Genomic DNA, 17,816 nt, shown 5'->3' with positions numbered 1-17,816 from the left:
CAGTGATCGGCTAGAGCCACGCACCGTCGGCGTCACAAAGGTCCTTGATGCTTCATACCCCGTCCTCCCAGCCTTCGATCATCCCTCCGCGTTCGATCCCTCGTTCAATCATCATCATTGGCGGCGGCTTTGCCGGCGCGGTTACCGCGATCAAGCTGCTCGACCGTTCGACCGAGCCGCTGGCAATCACCATCATCGAGCGCCGGGCCGAGCTCGGCCGCGGCGTCGCCTACAGCACCATCGACCCGCAACATTTGGTCAATGGCGCGGCGCGCATCTTCTCGCTGCATCCTGATGACCCCGATCATCTCGTTCGCTGGCTCGAGGCGAATGGGCCGGAGCACGGCTGGACGCCGCCCGAGGATGTCCATGACTCCAGCCCGCCGCGTTGGCTGTTCGGCAGTTATGTCCAGTCGGAACTGACCAGGGCTGTCAGGGAAGCAGATCCGCGTTCCTTGCTGCGCCACATCAAGGCATCCGCCGTCGACATGCTGACCGGTCCGTCCGGAGTCTGCGTCGGCACCAGCGACGGCCAGCAATTGCTGGCCGATGAGGCCGTGCTGGCGACAGGTGTTTTTCAGAGCGAGCCGTCGGCCACCGAAGCACCAATCATCAACGATCACCGCTATGTCGCAAATCCCTGGGATTCGGCAGCACTGGATCGGCTCGCTGGCAGCAGGCAATTGCTGCTGATCGGCTCGAGTCTCAGCATGGTCGACTTCGTCGCCAGCATGGAGGCGCGCGGCTTCAAGGGCAGCTATCGCGTCGTGTCGCGGCGCGGACAGATCGTCGAGCCTCGGCGCAATACCGAAGCGTGGCGCGATTTTCTTGCCGGGCGGCCGCTGCCGAAAACCACGAGGGCGCTTCTTGCCTTGGTAAAGGCCGAACGCCGGGCCATCGAGGCCGCCGGGCTGGACTGGCAAGGGCTGCCTTTGACGATCCGGCCGTGGATCCTGGCTCTGTGGCAAGGCGCCACCGACAAGGAGCGCCTGAAGTTCGCACGCCATCTGCGCGCTTTCTGGGACGTCACCGCGCATCGAGCGGCGCCGCCGAGCTTTGAGCGCGTCGCACTGGCGCAAAGCCAAGGCCGTTGGGCGGGCGGCGCCGGACGGGTGCTGGCACTGCATCCGCGAGCCGGCGGCATTGTCGCCGAGATCCGCTGGCGCGATAGCGGCGCGGTCGAACGGCTGCGTTTCGACGGTGTCGTCAACTGCCGGGGCCATCAGGAGCATGACTGGCGGCGGATCGCCGATCCGTTTGTCCAGAGCCTGCTGGAGAACGGCATCGTCAGGCCGCATGCGACCGGGTTCGGCATCGACGCCACGCATGACGGCCAGGTGATTTCCGGCGACGGCAGGACCCACGGCAATCTGTTTGCCATCGGCCATCCGCTGCGCGGCGTCGCCTGGGAATCGAGTTCCATCGGCGAACAGCTGGCGCAAGCCATCGCCCTTGCCGGCCTTCTGGTCGGCTCCAGCCCAAGGCTGCGTGCTCTGGCCTGACCGTTCTGCACCTCAAGACCATAGAAACGAAAAGGGCCGCCTCGAGACGCGGCCCCTTTTCTTGCTGATGTCCGCCGGGTTCAGGCGTTCGGATCGATATATGCGTCTGCGAAACTGGCCGACAGGCCTTCAGCACCCGGCGCGTAATTCTTGACGGTCTTGCGGGCAATGATGATGGTCGGCGGTGCGATCAGATTGATGATCGGCAACTCGTCGGCGATGATCTCCTGGAACCTGAAGAACAGCTGCTTGCGCTTGGCCTCGTCAAGCTCCACCGATGCGGCCTCCAGCAGCCGGTCGACCTCAGGGTTCTCGTAGTGCGCGCCGTTGGAGAATGGCAGCCCGATCTTGATGTTCTTCGACCAGTAGAGCCGTTGCGCGCCGGCGCTGGGGTCAAAGATGTTGCCGCAGGATTCCGTCGACAGGTCCCAGGTGCGATCGGTGTAGATGGTTTTGACATAGGTGCCGAAGTCGAACTTCTGGATCTCGGCGTCGATGCCGATCTTGGCTAGCGCCTGTTTGAGGAAGTCAGCATAGCCCCATGGGTTGTAGGGGTTGTTGGTGAGCCTGAGCTTGAAGCGGATGCCGTCCGCTCCGCGCTGGAAGCCAGCCTCGTCGAGCAGTTTTTCCGATAGCGCCGTATCGACGGTCGCCGCCTTCACATCGGGATCGAAATACTTCTTGTTGACGACGCTGATCGGTGTCGGCGACACTTGGCCATAGCCGTAGAACACGATGGCATTGATCGCATCGAGATCGATGGCATGCGCGATTGCCTGACGGACCTTCTTCTCCTTCAGGATCGGGTTTTCCAGGTTGATGATCAGCTGGTGCAGCGGGCCGCTATAGGCAAAGACGGTGCTATCGACGACGAACTGCGGCAACGCCTTGAACCGCTCCAGATCGGCAAACGCCACCGGGTTCGGGCCGATGTCGACTTCACCCGTCTCGAGTGCCGCGGCGCGCGCGCCGGGATCGGTGATGAAGCGGAAGATGATCCGGTCGAGATAGGGTTTTGGCGCATCCCAATAGGTCGGGTTCTTCTCGACGATGATGTGGCTGCCCTTGACCCATTCCTTGAGCACGAACGGTCCACTGCCGATGATCTGCTCGAAGGACGGATCGTCCGCCGGCTTCAGCTTCTCGTAGATGTGCTTGGGCACGACGGGCGATTCCGTCGCGGCCAGCCCCGAGATCAGCGCGGCGGACGGTTTAGACAGTTTGATTTTCACCACATGCGGATCCGACGTGTCGACGTCGGTGACATTCTGGAAGGTGATGCGTCCACGCGGATGCGCTTCACGCAGTCGCGAGATCGAAAAGGCCACGTCTTGCGATGTCAAATCATGGCCGTCGCTGAATTTCACCCCCGGCCGCAGCTTGAAGACATATTCGAGCCCGTCATCGCTGATCGACCATTCGGTGGCCAGTTGCGGCCTTGGATTGAGGTCGTAGTCGTAGGCGAGCAGGCCGTCGAAAATCTTCGGCCCGATGGTGGCCGGTCCACCGGCGCTGGTGTTGATGGAAACGATCTGGTTGGGCTCGGGATAGTAGACGAAATTGAGCGTGCCGCCCGCCACCGGCTTGGCGTCTTCGGCAAAGGCCCCGGCAGGTAGGGCGGTACTCGCGCCGGCCAGCAGCAGGAACTGATTGAACAAGCGTCGGTTGATGGTCATGGTCGGTACTCCGCGTTTGCGCGATTTGTCTTTATGGGGAAAAGTCGGGATCGGTGGTTTCACGCACCGATCCAAGGCAAGGCAATCCGAGCGCCTATGCGTTTGGCGCGAGCCAGATCTGCGCGAAGCTGTTGTTGATGCCTTGCGCTCCGGGTGCGAAATCCCTGACCTTCTTGTTGGCAACAATCTGGGCACCGGCCGCAACGAGGTCGACCGACACCACGTCGTCATGGATGATGTGCTGGAACTTGTACCAGAGCTCGCGCCGTTTCGTTTCGTCGGGCTCGATTGCGGCGGCTTCGAGGATCTGGTCGACCTCGGGGTTCGCATAGTGGCTGGCGTTGGAGAAGACGAGGCCGATCTTGAAATTCTTCGACCAGTAGGCGCGCTGGACGCCGAGCGTCGGATCAAAGGTGTTCGACAGCGACTCAACCACCAGGTCCCAGGCGCGGTCGGTGTAGACGGTCTTCAGGAACGTCGACAGATCGAGCTTCAGGATCTCGGCGTCGATGCCGACCACTGCCAGCGACTGCCTGATGAAATCGGCATAGGACGCCGGCAGGAACGCGTTGTAGGCGAGCCGGAGCTTAAAGCGCGTGCCGTCGGCGCCGCGCGGATGGCCGGCATCGTCGAGCAGTTTCTCCGCCAGTTTGGGGTCGGGTTCGCGCGCCTTGATGCTGGGGTCATACCATTTGGGCAGTGCCGTGCTGATGGGACTTGGCGATACCTGCGCATAGCCATAGAGCGCAATGTCGACCAGCTTCTGCAGGTCGATCGCGTGGGCGATGGCCAGACGCACGTCGCGCTTGGTCAGGATTTCGTTCTCGTAGTTGAAGAACAATTGCTGCTGCGGGCCGGAATAGGCATAGGTGTTGGTGTCGACGACCAAAGCGGGGTTGGCCTTCAGCCGCTCGATATCGGCCAGCGGCACGGGATTGGCGCCGATATCGATCTCGCCGGTTTCAAGAGCCGCCGAGCGTGCCGCCGGGTCGAGAATGACATGCAGCACGACGCGGTCGAGGTAAGGCCTTGGCGCATCCCAATAGTTCGGATTGCGATCGAAGATCAGATGGCTGCCGGGCACCCATTCCTTGAGAACGAAGGGGCCGGTGCCGATCGTCTGTTCCAGCTTGGGCTGTTCTGCCGGCTTGAACGTTTCGTAGACATGCTTCGGCACGATCGGTGATTCCGAACTGCTCAGCGCCGTGATCAGATAGGGCGCCGGCTTCGAAAGCACGACAATGGCGGTGTGCGGATCGGGCGTCTCGACCGCTGTCACGTTCTGGTAGGTGATGCGGCCGCGCGGATGCGCCTCCTTCAGCCGGAAGATGGTGAAGGCAACATCTTCCGAGGTGAAGTCCTTGCTGTCATGCCACTTGACACCCTGGCGCAGCTTGAAGGTGTAGCGCAGGCCGTCATCGCTGATCGACCACTCCGTGGCCAGCAGCGGTTTCGGGGTGAGGTCGTAGGCGAAATCAAGCAGGCCTTCATTCACCTTGGGGCCGATCGCCTGGCCGGTGCCTGACGAGGTGTTGATGGCGATCAGCGACGTCGGATCGGGATAGTAGGCCCAGTTGAGCGTGCCGCCCTGAACGGGCGTGCCTTCGGCTGCAAAGGAAAAGCCGGGCAATGCGAAGCTCGCACCGCCAAGCAGCAAGAGCTGGTTGAAATGACGACGATTGACAGACATGGTCTTGGGCTCCGGAAAACGGATTGCATCCGGCGGCCGAACGCACTCCGGCGCCTCGACGCAATGATCCCTGCCGTCGCGCAAAACCGGAAGAATGATTTTCTATCGTCGGCCGAAAGCGCCGCTTTGCACGACTGGTTCATTCCAGGCCTGCGAAGCCGACCGACACCCAAATCGGTGCTGCCCGTCTTATTTCTACAAGAATAGTAGACATTGCGATTTTTTAGATTTCCGTTCCCGCTGGCGCGACGCTGCGGCAAACGAAATTTTCCGCCGCGCGCTTTGGCGCAAAGCCCGCCCTCGTCGCGCCGGGTCCGAACGTGTTGAATGCGCCTCATGGTTGATCTCATTCGCGCCAAACCGAGGAAGCTACGACCGACGCTGGCGAGACTTCCGCCGCTGACCTCGCTTCGCGCCTTTGTCGCAACCGCCCGCCATCTGAGCTTTACGCGAGCGGCGGAAGAACTCCATGTCACGCCCGCCGCCATCGGCCAGCAGATCCGCCTGCTGGAGGATCACCTGGGGCAACCGCTGTTCCAGCGCAACCGGGGCGAGCTTTTGCTGACCTCGGCCGGTCAGGCGCTGATGCCCGGGCTCACCGAGGCTTTCGACGTCGTTGTCGAATCGGTCGCGCGTATTTCCGGCGACGAGGAGGATGCGCCGATCAAGGTGTCGGTCGCGCCCTCCTTCGCCAGCAAATGGCTGATCCCGCGCCTCGACGCGCTGCGTGAGGCGGTGCCCGGACTCGAAGTACTGGTCGATGCATCGACAAGGCTTGCCGACTTTGCCAGCGAAGATATCGACTGTGTCATCCGCTACGGCTCGGGCGCCTATAGCGGCCTCATCACGGAACGGCTGTTCTCGGAAGCGGTGCTGCCTGTCTGCAGCCCCGAATTTGCCCGCACGCACGGCCTCTTCCGTGGACCGGAAGGGCTGCGTAACGCGCCGATCCTGCATGAGGACGGGCCGGAGCGCGATCCAAGTTGCCCCGACTGGAAGGGCTGGCTGCGATCCAACAGCCTGTCCGGCCGCCTTGTCGACGGCGGCATACGGCTTAGCCAGTCCTCGCTGGTGCTCGACGCCGCGGTTGCCGGCAAGGGCATCGGTCTCGGCAAATTCCGACTGGCCGAGCCCGACCTTGCCGCAGGGCGGCTGGTCAGCCCTTTCGGCTCGCCGCAGCCGGTCGAGTTTTCCTATTACTTCGCGACGACGCCACACAAGGCGAAGCTCGCGACCGTCGAGCGCTTCCATGGCTGGCTGAAGGCTGAGGCGCGAAGGGTTGGCGCACTCGACTTCACACCGCCGGCAGCACTGCCGGCGCGCATCGCCATCGTTGCTGCCGAATAGCCTTGGCTATTTAAGCTTGAAGCCCAGCGCCTTGAGCGCATCACCCAGGCGTTCACGGCCTTTCAGCGCCGCAGTGCTGCCGATGCGGTTCGACATCAGTTCGGTCCAGTCGACAACGGGCATCGACTGCTCTTGCTGAAAGGTGCGAAGCGTCAGGTTGTACGCTGCGAGATCGTCCTGATCGACGCCTGACTGATAGCGCTCGCGATGCAGCACAACACGCTGCGGCAGTCTGGGCTTGATGTCGGTCGCAGCCAGGAGATCGGGATAGCCAACGGTCAGGCCGAACACCGCCACGGTTTCCGGCGGCAGGCCGAGCTCTTGCGCCACGGCCTCAGGATGATTGCGGATGGCGCCGATGTAGCAGGAGCCGAGCCCGAGCGCATCGATTGCCACCACTGCATTCTGCGCGGCAAGTGCTGCGTCGATCACGGCCAGCAGAAAACTCTCCTGATAATCGAGCCCCTCGCCCGCCCGGCTGTTTGCCTCGGCAATGGCGCGCAGCCGTGACAGGTCGGCCAGCCAAACCAGCAGCAACGGCGCGTGCTCGATATGGCGATTGACCGCCGCCAGTCCGGCAAGCCGCGCCTTGCGCGCCGGATCCTCGACGGCGATGACGCTCCACGCCTGCAGATTGGACGAGGTCGGCGCCGACTGGGCGGCAGCGATGATCAGTTCGAGCGTCCCTTCGGGCAGAGGCCTGGCGAGATAGTTGCGGACCGAGCGATGTGAAAGGATCGCCTTGAGGGCTTCGTTCCAGTTTGCAGTCTTCGCCTCTTGCGGCGCCCGGTAACGCCGCCTTAGTGCTGCTTCACCGCGCAGGTCGGCGTCGGAAGGGCGGATGCTGAAAGCGGCCGGCTGTGGCATTGTCGTCCCTCTTTGGCGATCTGGCTCGTTCGGTGTTCTGACAACCCCACGTCATTCAACAAACGCGGCTTGGACCCTATTGCGCAATAGCGGGAGCAACTGGTCGCCTTGCCGCTTGATCTCGGAAAGATACGGCGTGTCCGAGAGCACGAAATGCGTGATGCCCAGATCCCGGTACTTGCCGAGCGAACTGGCCACGTCGGCGGCCGAGCCGACCAGCCAGGTGGTGCCGGCGCCGCCGCCGCCATATTTGCCCGGCGCAGTGTAGAGATTGTCGTCCAGCACCTCGCCGCGCGTGTGCAGATCGAGCAGACGCTGCTGGCCTACCGCTACCGCCCGACCATGATCATTCCAGCCGGCGCCCTGGCCCTTTGCCATTTCGGCGACCTTCGCCTCGGCGTCCGCCCAGGCCTGCCCGGTGGTGTCGCGGACCAGCGTGGTGACCCGCAACCCGAATTGTAGAGGTGGGAGGTCCCGGTCAAGTTCCCGGCTCAAGGCCTTGAGCCGCTCGATCCGCTCCCGGACGCCATCGAGCGGCTCGCCCCAGAACAGCTGGACATCGGCCTCGCTGGCCGAGACGCGCTCGGCCGCCTCCGACGCGCCGCCGAAATAGAGCCTGGGATGGCGACGGTTTCCACGGACAGGGATGCGGGGCATGACGGTAGACCCGGTGACCTTGAAGTGCTCGCCGGCAAAGGTGACGTTCTCTTCGGTCCAAAGTCTGCGAACCAGCCGCATGAACTCTCTGGTGCGGGCATAGCGATGGTTCTGCTCGCCTTCGCTGTCGCCATAGGCAGCGAGGTTGTCCTTGCCCGACACTATGTTGATACGCACGCGACCGCGGGTCAGCTGGTCGAGCGTGGCGACCGCGGATGCGAAGTGCGCTGGCCGCCAGTAACCCGGGCGGATCGCGATGAGCGGCTCGAAGGAGGTGGTCCGCGCGGCGAGCGCGGCGGCGACGGTAAACGTGTCGGGCCGGCCCCAGCCGGTACCGATCAGCGCGCCCTTCCAGCCGTGTTCCTCAAGCGCCTTTGCGTGGCTGGTCAGCGTCTCCAGGCTGTTGTGGTCCTCGACGGCCGGCTCGCCGCGGTGACCGGGATCGACCTGGTTCGGGATGTACCAGAGAAATTCGGGATCAGCGCTCATTGTCGGGCCTGTATTTTTGTCGGGCGTGGAGGTCAATGGCGGTACCTTCCGCGCCGTTATCGTTTGATGATCGTTCAATGGGTGGCCCCGAGCAACCCTGACGCCTTGTGCGGCTGCGGCGCGAAACGGCTTTCAGGCCTGATAAGGCCGAGATGGTCGCGCAGCGTGCGCCCTTCATAGTCGCTGCGAAACAGGCCGCGCCGGCGCAGGATCGGCACGACCGTATCGACAAAGACTTCCAGCCCGGTCGGCAGCACGTCAGGCATCAGGTTGAAGCCATCGGCGGCGCCGGCGACAAACCATCTTTCGATATCGTCGGCGATCTGCTCCGGCGTGCCGACAACGGTGCGGTGGCCGGTACTGCCGTTGAGCGCCCGGATCAGTTGGCGAACGGTGAAATCGTTGTTGCGGGCAAGTGCCAGCGTGGCCTTGAAGAAGGTGTGGCCGCCGTTGGGCGGCAGCGGGATGACGTCAGGCAGCTTCTCGTCGAGCCTCAGCCGCTCGCGGTCGATGCCGAGCACGCCCGACAGCCGCGTCAGGCTGTAGTCGAGCGGGATGCGGTCCCACAGTTCTTCCTGCCGCCGCTCCGCTTCCGCCTCGGTGCTGCCGATGATGGTGGCCAGACCGGCGAGGTTGAGCGGCACGCCGCCGCTTCTGCCATAGGCGACAGCCCGGGCCTTCAGCTCCTTTGCGTAGGCGAGCGCCTCCTCGAACGATTGCGACGCGGAAAACACCGCTTCGGCGTGGCGCGCGGCGAGCTCCTTGCCGTCATCGGAACCGCCGGCCTGGATGACCACCGGATGCCCTTGCGGCGAGCGCGGCACATTGTGCGGCCCATGCACCGAAAAATGCGCGCCCTCGTGCTCGATGGCGTGAACCTTGGCGGCATCGACGAAGCGCCCACTGGCGACGTCGCCGATGAAGGCATCGTCCTCCCAGCTGTCCCACAGCGCCTTGACGATTTCGGTGAATTCGGCGGCCCGCTCGTAGCGCCGGCCATGATCTATCGCGCCGGTCAGGCCGAAATTGCTGGCCGAGGCGGGATCGGCCGTGGTCACGATGTTCCAGCCGATGCGCCCGCCGCTGACATGGTCGAGCGTCGCGAAACGACGGGCGATGTTGTAGGGCTCGTTGAAGCTGGTCGATGCCGTCGCAATCAGGCCGATGCGCTCGGTCGCGGCGGCTATCGTCGCCAGCACGATGGTCGGTTCCAGCGATGTAATCGGCCGATAGTCGATGCGATCCGAAATTGCCGCCTGATCGGCAAGGAATATAGCGTCGAGCTTGGCGCGCTCGGCGATCTTCGCCACCTGCACATAGTGGTCGACGGTGAAGGCGGCATAGGGGTCGACCCCATCCATCCGCCATGCCGCCGGCGAGAAGCCGGCGTGCAGGATGTTGACATTGAGGTGGAGCTGCCGGTCGCTCATCGAAAGACGCCGGGCTCGGGATAGGCGCCGGTCAGATACCAGGTGCCGACGGTGCGGGCCTTGTATTCGGCGGGGTTGTGCAAGGTGTGGATGCGCGCATTGCGCCAGAAACGGTCGAAGCCGTATTTGCGCACCGCCGAGCGCGCGCCCATCACCTCGAAGATCTCGGTGGTGACTTCGAGCGCGACATTGCCGGCCAGCACGTTGGCCGCGGCAACTGCAACCGCCGCTTCCCCGCGCTCTTGCTCGGTCAATGCCTTGCCGCGCGCGATCGCATGATCGATTGCCGCCGCAGCGCGATCAGCCAGCACTGTTGCCGCGCGCGTTTTGACCAAAAGCTCGCCATACTGCCGCTTGATCCATGGATCGTCGATGTGGCGCTCGACGCCGGAATACATCCACGGTCGCGAGCTGTTGAGCGTGTAGTCGCGTGCCGCTAGCAGTGCGCCCTGGGCGGTGCCGATGAAGACATTGAGCAGCACGCTTTGCTGCTGCAGCGGGCCGATGGTGCGGATCGGCAGCGACGCGTCCACCCAGCCGCGCACCAGTTCGTTGTCATGGACCCTAACATCCTTGTAGGCGACCTTGCCACTGCCGGTCTGCGTCTGGCCGATGCCATCCCAGTCGTCGAGAATGGTGATGCCCTCACGATCCGCGGGGATGGCCGCGAACTTCCGCTCGCCGCTGACCTCGTCTTCCCAGGAGGTCGAAAGATAGTCGGCGACATGCGAGCCGGAGGCGAAGGGCTTGAAGCCGCTGACGATCGTCCACTCGCCATCCTTGCGGCCGAACAGCGTCTTGGAAAAGCTGTTGCCGGTGTTGCCCCAGAACCAGTCGCCCGCAGCCGAACGCCGCAGCAGATCGGCTGAGCGCGGTTCGTCCGAATTGAGCCTTGCGGCGATCAGCGCGCTGAAATGGTAGCCGTAGATGTGGCCGATCGAGCCGTCGACCTTGGCGAACTCGCGGCCGATCTTCAGCGCCGTCGAATAGGGTTCGCCGGCGCCGCCGAATTCCTTGGGAATGACGATACTGAGCAGGCCGCTCTCCTTGAGCAGGCGGATCTGTTCGACGGGCCTGCCGCCAAGCTGATCGCGCTCGACCGCGTCGCGGGCAAAGATGTCGCGCAGCTCGACCGCCTTGGCGATCCATGGATTGGAGGTATCGGGATCGAAGCTCATCAGGTCACTCATGCAGATGCGGGAAGCCGTGGCGCTCGGCAAGCAGCGCAAGAATGCGCCTTGTGTCGTCGGCAAAGACCTTGCCCTTGGCGGTCGGTAGGTCGGCTGGCGGATCACTGCCGACGACCAGCACCGGCAGCGACTGGTGGCGTTCGCCGAGCGTATCGATCACCTTACCCCTCGGCCTTGCGAACGGCACGCGCTCGACGTCCAGCCTGGCAGCAAGATCGGGAAAGGCTGCGAGCAGCCCTTCGACCTTGTTGGAATAGGGGCAGACGAAGGTCTGGCCCGGATGCTTTGGGTCGGCGAAACCCGGCTGGATGAGAAAGAGCGTGTCGCGCGCCATCGGCTCATTCCTATTCCGCCGCCGCCGCGGCATGCCGCGAAAAACGGTTTGCCGGCCGCTTCAGGCCGAGATTGTCGCGCAAGGTGCTGCCCTCATACTCCCGACGGAACAGGCCACGGTGGCGCAGTTCCGGCACCACCAACTCGATGAAATCCTTCAAGCCGCCGGGCATGATCGGTGCCATGATGTTGAAGCCGTCGGCGCCGTAATTCTCAAAGCGCTCTTCCATCGTGTCGGCGATCTGTTGTGGCGTGCCGACCACCTGCCAGTGGCCGCGAGCGCCGGCGATGCGCAAATAGAGCTGCCGGATCGTCAGCTTCTCGCGCCGCGCCAGATCGATGACCAGCGCCTGCCGGCTCTTGCCGGCATTGGTCTCCGGCAGTTCCGGCACCGGCCCGTCGAGCGGATAGGCGGTGAGATCGAAGCCGCCGGCCAGCGCCGAGACCAGACCGAGGCCCACTTCCGGCTGGATGAGATCCTGCAGCTGTTCGAACTTTTCCTGCGCCTCGGCTTCGCTGCGGCCGACGACCGGAAAGATGCCTGGCAGGATTTTCAGATCATCCTCTGAACGGCCGTACTTACCGAGCCTGCCCTTGACGTCGGCATAGAAGGCGGTGGCTTCATCGAGCGTGATCTGCGCGGCGAAAATCGCTTCCGCGGTGCGCGCCGCCAGCTCCTTACCGGGGCCGGACGCGCCCGCCTGGACGACGACCGGATGGCCTTGCGGCGTGCGCGGCGTGTTCAGCGGACCGCGCACCTCGAAGTGCTGGCCCTTGTGGTTCAGCACATGCAGCTTCTCCTTGTCGAAATAGCGCCCGCTCACTTTGTCGCGCGAGAAGGCATCATCCTCCCAGCTGTCCCACAGCCCAAGCACGACATCGGCGAATTCCTCGGCGCGATCGTAGCGGTCTCCGTGCTGGATATGCGTATCGTGGCCGAAATTGAATGCCGCATCCGGATCGGACGAGGTGACGAGGTTCCAGCCGGCGCGCCCGCCGCTCAGATGGTCGAGCGACGCGAACTGGCGGGCCAGATTGTAGGGATCGGAATAGCTGGTCGAAGCCGTGGCGATCAGGCCGATGTTGGTGGTCACCGCCGACAGCGCCGACAGCAGCGTAATGGGCTCGAACGGATAGACGCCGCTATGCGCCTTGCGGCTGGCAGCCTCGAGATTGCTCAGCCGCGCCGCGACGCCATCGGCAAAGAAGATCGCATCGAATTTGGCCGCTTCCGCGAGCCTGGCCAGTTCGACATAGTCGCCGAGGCTGGTCCCCTCGGCCGCCTGTGGATGGCGCCATGCCGCCACATGGTGGCCGGTGAAGAGAAGAAACGCTCCAAGCTTGAGCTTGTCCTTGCGCCTGGCCATTTTCCGCGCCTCCTCAGCGATACAACCCGCCGACCGGGAATTCCCCGGTCAGCAACCAGGTGCCGATGGTGCGCTTCTTGTATTCGGCCGGGTTGTGCAGCGTGTGCGTGCGCACATTGCGCCAGAACCTGTCGTAGCCATTGGCCTTGGTGGCCGAGCGGGCGCCCATCACCTCGAAAACCTCGCTCGATGCGTCGAGACCGATTTGCCCGGCATAGACATTGGCGGTGGCAAGGTCGATCGCCGTCTGTCCGCGCTGCTCCAGGGTCAAGGCCTCGCCCTTGCCATAGGCGGCATCGAGGCTGCGCGCCGCCACATCGGCGAGTTCGGCGGCAGCCAACGTGCGGATATAGAGATCGCCATATTTGCGCTGAACGAACGGATCGTCGGTGTGGTTCTCATAGCCGGAATAGACCCAGGGTCGCGATTGCGAGACCGTATAGTCGCGGCCTTCGCTCAGCGCTCCTTGCGCGCTGCCGACGAAGAGGTTGAGCAGGACCGCCTGCTGGAAGAGTGAAATCAGCGTCTGGAACGGCGTCAGCGGCACGGCGGGCGAGCCGATCAGTTCGTCATCACCGATATGCACATCCTTGAACGTGACTTTACCGGAACCCGTCTGCCGCTGGCCGACGCCATCCCAGTCATCCTCGATGACGATACCTTCACGATCGGCCGGGATCGCAGCTGCCAGGCGGTCCTGGCGGTCTTCCCATGCCACCTGGATATAGTCGGCGATGTGCGAGCCGGAAGAGAACGGCCGGAAGCCGTTCAGGATCCAGCCCGAGCCGTTGCGCCTGGCCGTAGAGGTCTTCGACATCGCGTTGCCGGAATTGCCCCAGACCCAGTTCTCGCGGGCCGAGCGTGTCAGCAGTTGGTCCTTCTGCGCGTCCGTACCGCGAAACAACACGCCGTTGAGCGGCAGATGATGGTAGCCGTAGAGATGGGCTAGCGAACCATCCGTGCGGGCAAATTCGCGCACGACGCGCAGCACCGACAGCCAGGGCGCGCCCTTGCCGCCATAGTTTTTGGGAATCTGCGCCGACGGCAGTCCACTTTCCTTGAGCAGGCGGATCTGCTCGACCGGTCGTCCACCGGCCTTGTCGCGCGCCACCGCATCGCGATCGAAGATGGTGCGCAGCTCGACCGCCGTGGCGACGAACGGGTCGGAAAGGTCAGGGCTGAAGGTCATCGGCGTTTGTACATGGAAATGCGTCTATTCCGCCGCAATGGTCTGTGCCGGCCGCCAGACGGCAGAGGCGTAGGCCTCCTCCCCGAACTCGGCCGGATGGCTGCCGGTTATGCGGCTCTCATGGCTGTCGAGATCGGCAAGGAAGAGATCGCGGCTGATGCGGGCGACGACAGCCGGCACGTCGCGCCTGATCGAGGGAACATCGCCGATCGGCAGGCCGAAACTGACGAAGCCGCCTGGATTGAAGACGTGGATGTTCCTCAGGAACGGCGCCTCCCCCAGCGCTTTCTCGGGGAATTCATGGCCGAGGCCGAGATAGGGATGGGCGCCGAAAAATTCATCCAGTTCGCCTTCCGCCGGCGCGTATTGGTCACGCCACAGCCGGATCGAGGCGGCGAAATTGCTAAATTCCGGCTTGCGCGTCGGGTCGGCGAAATAGCCGGTGCCGGCGATGACGAAGTCGAAAGCGAACGTCTCGGCGCCGATGTCGGTGACGACCTTGCCGCCGTCGATATCCGCATTCGTCCAGGGGGCACCGAGATGCAGGTGGAAATTCTTGTGCCGCACTACCCGCTCCACGGCATCGGGCGGTGGCGTCGAACCGGCCTCGCGGAAGCGCAGTGCCTGGCGCCAGCGCACCGGATCGGGCAAGCGCGGATAGTTGTCATAGGCGCCGGGATAACCCCGCACGCGGTTGATCGGCACGCTGGCGATACTGGTGCGCCGCGCGAACAGGCGCACCGATTGCGCGCCGGCCTCAAGGGCTGTCCCCGCCGCATCGAATGCCGAAGCCGCCGACCCGACGACAGCGACCGCTTTGCCCTTGAGCGAGGCAAAATCGATTGCCGCAGAACTGTGTGCGACAAAGCCCTGGGGCAGAGCAGCGAGCACCGCCGGTATCATTGGACCGCCGCTGCCGCCAAAGCCATTGGCCAGAATGATCTTCCGCGCCGTTTCGATCAATGGCGTGCCGCCGGCATCGAGGTGGAGGCGAAGATACCCGTCAGCCGGCTCGATGCGAAGGAGACGCGTGCCGTAGCGAATGCCAATGCCGAGAAAGTCGCGATACCATTTCAGGTAATTCGCCCAATCCGTCCGCGCGATGCGGTCGAAGCCGGCATAGGCTTCGGCACCATGGCGCGCTTCGTACCAGGACTGAAAGCTCAGGCCCGGCAGGCCGAGTTCCGGTCCCGGCAGGCCCTTTGGTGTTCGCAGCCGGTTCATCCGCGCATGCGTGAGCCAGATGCCGGCCTTGCCCTCATCCGGCGCCGCATCGATGACCGTGACCTTGCCGATGCCGGCCCGCCTCAACGCGAAGGCGAAGGTCGCGCCCGTCTGCCCGCCGCCAACGACAAAGACATTGTGGTCGATGCCCTCCCGATCCGGCACCCAATTTTGCGGATCGGGACCGATCAGTCGAAGTGTTTCGCGGGCGTCGTGATCTGGATCGGACGGTAAGGCCATTTCGGTCCTGGCTGAAGTTCAAGCGTTACACCAAACTCCGCCCCGGTCGGCAAACAGTCCAGAAATGTCTGCTTTGATTGCCCGGTAGTTTTTTTCACTTGCATCCAACGGCACAATCGGAGCGTCACCGGGCTGCTGCCGGATATTCGGCACCACCTGCAATCCGTGATGACAAGCGAACAATTGGCGCGCAGGACTGACACAATCTGAACGCTCGGTTGCCCGCGTCGGATTCCGCTGCAATTCTTGCCCGTTGAAAGGAGTACGCTGCGTTTCCGACACTCACCCAAGTAGGGGTCGAGTCCACGTGTGGAAAAACGCGTCATGCACCCGAAAGGAGACCTCGAAGACTTCGATTGGTGGCGGCTCTCACCACGCCTTGAGCCTGCACCGGCGTCAAGTACACGGCGCCGTCGCGGTCGCGATTGAGATCTATCTCAAAGCACGACCGATGGAAAACGATGCGGTTGGGGACATTAACGATTACCATTCTCCTGGTTGCCTCAGCCTTTACCTGTCCGGGCTGGGGAAGAGAATTCTGTCGGAATTGGCTGCCAGATCCGCACAGATCAACCGAACTGGCAAGCGCATTTTGAGACTGCGGCCGAGTTCAGAACCCGCCTAATTGCACGTCGTTGCCGCCGGATTGCCGCACGCATCGTTGCAGGGTATTTCGAACCAGGGGGCTTGAGCTAGGTGTGACAGTGCCATCAACGAGACGGAGAAAATTGACGAACGGGCCCCAAAACCATTTTGCCCAGAAGCCATAGATTTACGCGATAACGCTCAATTCAAACTCAAATAATTAGGCGTAAGATATTGATACATAATGAACTGGTGGTGCTGGCAGTCATTGGCGAACCAGTCTCTGTCTGATTTTCCCTGTTAGCCGCCGAAAAACAGCGAATTTCGGCGATTTTCCGCGCGCTCAAGGCGAATTTGCGCCGGAATCTCGGCGCAGATTCAATGCCTTAGTAAGGGATTCCCTGCGCGGGCTAACAGCGAAATGATCGTGGCCCAACAGGGAAATCCAAACAGAACGGCGCTTCAAACTTGAACGTTCTGGCGATGTAGATGCCGGGGGCGTTTGCGAGATCTGGCAGAGACGTCGCCGTGCTCGATCTAGCCGGTTGGATACTCATTTGCCTCGAAGACATGATGATGAACGCGCCCAGTGAACATCTTCAGCAATTCCCCCGTCACGTCGCGGCTTTGAAATCTCACATCCGACTGAAGCGCCCGGTTGCAGGTGTCCATGTCGGGATAGCGAATGGCGAGAGCCATTGCGTAGACGGGAGCACCCTCGTCACGCGCGGTACCATCCAGGACGCGAACCTCTTGCGCCCCGGGAAATTGCGTCCACAGCGGCACCAGCTTCTCCTTGACAAAGTGCCGGAATTCGTTCTCACGCCCGGCATGGATTTCACCTTCGAAGAGGGCGTAGCGGATGATCATGTTGAAGTTCCTGATTGTCTGCATGGATGAGGGCGCATCGGTGATGCGCCCTCCTCGGTGGCCTATTTGCCCCAGATTTTCTTGTACTGATCGCGGTAGCCATTCTCCGGGTCGAAGGCGTTCTTCGGGCCGCCGTCGAACTCGACATTGTCGGCCGTCACCACATGCAGCGGCGACAGATAGCCCGACCATTTTTCACCGGCGATGGCGCGGTTCAGCTCGTCAACCAATTGCCAGCCCTGCAAGTTGAGCGGTTCGGCGACCGTGACCTTCTGGAACTGCCCGGCGCGGATGCGCTGATAGGCCGATTCCGAACCGTCGCCGGCGGCTACATTGATCGGCGCGTCGGTGCCGGCCTTGCCGGCAGCGGCAAGCGATGGTCCCATGAAGTCGAAATAGAGGTCGTTAATCGCCAGCGAATGCGTCCAGGCATCGCCGTATTTCTGCAAGAGCGAGGTGGTCAGCTGCGGCATGCGCTGCGAGGTCTCGGCGATCGGGGTGTCGACATATTCGAGCACCTTGCCGCCGAGCCGCTCGATTTCGGCCTTCATCTTGTCGGCCTTGGCGATGGCTATGGCGTAGGTCGAATCGGTGAAGATGACGACGCCGGGTTTGCCCTTGGCGTCGGCATAGGCCCAGTCGGCCGCAGCCGTCGAGACCTGCATGGCGTCGGTCGAGACGTTGGCGAACACGCCGCTCTTTTCGTCGGGTCCGATCACCGGTCCGGCATGCCAGGAAACCAGCGGGATTCCGGCGGCCTTCGCCTGTTCCAGCGCCGGCGCCTGCTCAATGGCGTCGAAACCGTTGATGACGATGCCATTCGGCTTCAGAGCCATCGCCTGGCCGAAAGCGGCGGTGCGGCCACCGATCGAGCCGGCGCCGTCGATCACCTTGACCTCCCAGCCAATCGCCTTGGCGGCTTCCTCGACGCCGGTGGTGACGCCCAGAATGCCGCCATTCTTGAGGTCGCCGGCGAGCACGACGATCGTCTTGCCCGGCTGGGCCTTCGGACCGGTGGCCGGGCCGTCCCAGGCGGTGACCTTCTGGGCATATTTTTCGACCACCGCCATGGCGTCGGCCATCGCGTCCGCCCGTGCCTGGCCGGCGAACAGGACCGGAGCAGCGATTGTGATGGCCATCAAGGCGATGGATGATTTTAG

At 63.1% G+C, this 17,816-nt stretch carries 14 protein-coding genes; 2 read left to right on the top strand and 12 right to left on the bottom strand.

The genetic code is table 11. The features are described from left to right. Positions 1 to 47 precede the first annotated feature (47 nt). The gene (locus tag NKH35_RS15780; protein ID WP_352915275.1) at positions 48 to 1,502 is read left to right on the top strand and encodes an FAD/NAD(P)-binding protein; all 1,455 of its coding nucleotides are present in this window, start codon (positions 48 to 50) and stop codon (positions 1,500 to 1,502) included. 80 nt (positions 1,503 to 1,582) lie between these two features. Here NKH35_RS15780 and NKH35_RS15775 read toward each other — a convergent pair whose 3' ends face one another. Continuing rightward, complete coding sequence (locus NKH35_RS15775) at positions 1,583 to 3,178, bottom strand: ABC transporter substrate-binding protein (RefSeq protein ID WP_352915272.1); 1,596 nt, start codon at positions 3,176 to 3,178, stop codon at positions 1,583 to 1,585. A 94-nt stretch (positions 3,179 to 3,272) separates the two neighbouring features. Further along, on the bottom strand, positions 3,273 to 4,868 hold the full coding sequence (locus NKH35_RS15770) for an ABC transporter substrate-binding protein (RefSeq protein WP_023733277.1): 1,596 nt from the start codon (positions 4,866 to 4,868) through the stop codon (positions 3,273 to 3,275). Positions 4,869 to 5,204: 336 nt separating this feature from the next. On the opposite strand from NKH35_RS15770, the gene gcvA reads away from it, so the two are divergent. Further along, positions 5,205 to 6,215 carry a transcriptional regulator GcvA gene (gcvA, locus tag NKH35_RS15765; RefSeq protein WP_352757612.1) on the top strand — a complete coding sequence of 337 codons (1,011 nt, stop codon included), beginning with the start codon at positions 5,205 to 5,207 and terminating at the stop codon, positions 6,213 to 6,215. Positions 6,216 to 6,221: 6 nt separating this feature from the next. Here the strand turns inward: gcvA and NKH35_RS15760 are convergent, their stop codons facing one another. The 10 genes from NKH35_RS15760 to NKH35_RS15715 form a co-directional block, all read right to left on the bottom strand. Then, the gene (locus tag NKH35_RS15760) at positions 6,222 to 7,082 is read right to left on the bottom strand and encodes an NADPH-dependent oxidoreductase (RefSeq protein ID WP_023733278.1); all 861 of its coding nucleotides are present in this window, start codon (positions 7,080 to 7,082) and stop codon (positions 6,222 to 6,224) included. Between the two features lie 51 nt (positions 7,083 to 7,133). Continuing rightward, positions 7,134 to 8,228, bottom strand: a complete 1,095-nt coding sequence (locus tag NKH35_RS15755) for an LLM class flavin-dependent oxidoreductase (RefSeq protein WP_023727407.1) — start codon at positions 8,226 to 8,228, stop codon at positions 7,134 to 7,136. Positions 8,229 to 8,302: 74 nt separating this feature from the next. After that, positions 8,303 to 9,658, bottom strand: coding sequence for an LLM class flavin-dependent oxidoreductase (locus NKH35_RS15750; RefSeq protein ID WP_023733279.1), 1,356 nt, complete (start codon positions 9,656 to 9,658; stop codon positions 8,303 to 8,305). Then, positions 9,655 to 10,836, bottom strand: a complete 1,182-nt coding sequence (locus tag NKH35_RS15745) for an acyl-CoA dehydrogenase family protein (RefSeq protein ID WP_023733280.1) — start codon at positions 10,834 to 10,836, stop codon at positions 9,655 to 9,657. Before NKH35_RS15745 ends, NKH35_RS15750 begins: the two co-directional genes overlap by 4 nt. A gap of 4 nt (positions 10,837 to 10,840) precedes the next feature. Then, positions 10,841 to 11,182 (bottom strand): DUF3088 domain-containing protein, encoded by a 342-nt coding sequence (locus NKH35_RS15740; protein ID WP_023733281.1) that lies wholly within the window; start codon positions 11,180 to 11,182, stop codon positions 10,841 to 10,843. Positions 11,183 to 11,192: 10 nt separating this feature from the next. Beyond that, positions 11,193 to 12,548, bottom strand: coding sequence for an LLM class flavin-dependent oxidoreductase (locus NKH35_RS15735; RefSeq protein ID WP_352915267.1), 1,356 nt, complete (start codon positions 12,546 to 12,548; stop codon positions 11,193 to 11,195). Positions 12,549 to 12,561: 13 nt separating this feature from the next. Further along, complete coding sequence (locus NKH35_RS15730) at positions 12,562 to 13,737, bottom strand: acyl-CoA dehydrogenase family protein (protein ID WP_023733283.1); 1,176 nt, start codon at positions 13,735 to 13,737, stop codon at positions 12,562 to 12,564. Positions 13,738 to 13,761: 24 nt separating this feature from the next. Then, positions 13,762 to 15,201, bottom strand: coding sequence for an NAD(P)-binding domain-containing protein (locus tag NKH35_RS15725; protein ID WP_023733284.1), 1,440 nt, complete (start codon positions 15,199 to 15,201; stop codon positions 13,762 to 13,764). Between the two features lie 1,122 nt (positions 15,202 to 16,323). Beyond that, positions 16,324 to 16,656, bottom strand: a complete 333-nt coding sequence (locus NKH35_RS15720; RefSeq protein ID WP_023716370.1) for a hypothetical protein — start codon at positions 16,654 to 16,656, stop codon at positions 16,324 to 16,326. Between the two features lie 62 nt (positions 16,657 to 16,718). Next, a complete protein-coding gene (locus tag NKH35_RS15715) occupies positions 16,719 to 17,795 on the bottom strand; it encodes an ABC transporter substrate-binding protein (protein ID WP_373432856.1) in 1,077 nt (358 codons plus the stop codon). Positions 17,796 to 17,816 lie beyond the last annotated feature (21 nt).

Origin of the sequence: Mesorhizobium sp. M1143, assembly GCF_040318435.1 — a bacterium.
GTDB lineage: Bacteria > Pseudomonadota > Alphaproteobacteria > Rhizobiales > Rhizobiaceae > Mesorhizobium.
This window is presented reverse-complemented; position numbering and strand designations above follow the sequence as displayed.

Coding starts and splice junctions, on each gene's coding strand:
- NKH35_RS15730 (WP_023733283.1), bottom strand. CDS start 13,737: ATGACCTTCAGCCCTGACCTTTCCGACCCGTTCGTCGCCACGGCGGTC.
- NKH35_RS15750 (WP_023733279.1), bottom strand. CDS start 9,658: ATGAGCGACCGGCAGCTCCACCTCAATGTCAACATCCTGCACGCCGGC.
- NKH35_RS15745 (WP_023733280.1), bottom strand. CDS start 10,836: ATGAGCTTCGATCCCGATACCTCCAATCCATGGATCGCCAAGGCGGTC.
- NKH35_RS15770 (WP_023733277.1), bottom strand. CDS start 4,868: ATGTCTGTCAATCGTCGTCATTTCAACCAGCTCTTGCTGCTTGGCGGT.
- NKH35_RS15780 (WP_352915275.1), top strand. CDS start 48: ATGCTTCATACCCCGTCCTCCCAGCCTTCGATCATCCCTCCGCGTTCG.
- NKH35_RS15760 (WP_023733278.1), bottom strand. CDS start 7,082: ATGCCACAGCCGGCCGCTTTCAGCATCCGCCCTTCCGACGCCGACCTG.
- gcvA (WP_352757612.1), top strand. CDS start 5,205: ATGGTTGATCTCATTCGCGCCAAACCGAGGAAGCTACGACCGACGCTG.
- NKH35_RS15740 (WP_023733281.1), bottom strand. CDS start 11,182: ATGGCGCGCGACACGCTCTTTCTCATCCAGCCGGGTTTCGCCGACCCA.
- NKH35_RS15775 (WP_352915272.1), bottom strand. CDS start 3,178: ATGACCATCAACCGACGCTTGTTCAATCAGTTCCTGCTGCTGGCCGGC.
- NKH35_RS15715 (WP_373432856.1), bottom strand. CDS start 17,795: ATGGCCATCACAATCGCTGCTCCGGTCCTGTTCGCCGGCCAGGCACGG.
- NKH35_RS15735 (WP_352915267.1), bottom strand. CDS start 12,548: ATGGCCAGGCGCAAGGACAAGCTCAAGCTTGGAGCGTTTCTTCTCTTC.
- NKH35_RS15725 (WP_023733284.1), bottom strand. CDS start 15,201: ATGGCCTTACCGTCCGATCCAGATCACGACGCCCGCGAAACACTTCGA.
- NKH35_RS15720 (WP_023716370.1), bottom strand. CDS start 16,656: ATGATCATCCGCTACGCCCTCTTCGAAGGTGAAATCCATGCCGGGCGT.
- NKH35_RS15755 (WP_023727407.1), bottom strand. CDS start 8,228: ATGAGCGCTGATCCCGAATTTCTCTGGTACATCCCGAACCAGGTCGAT.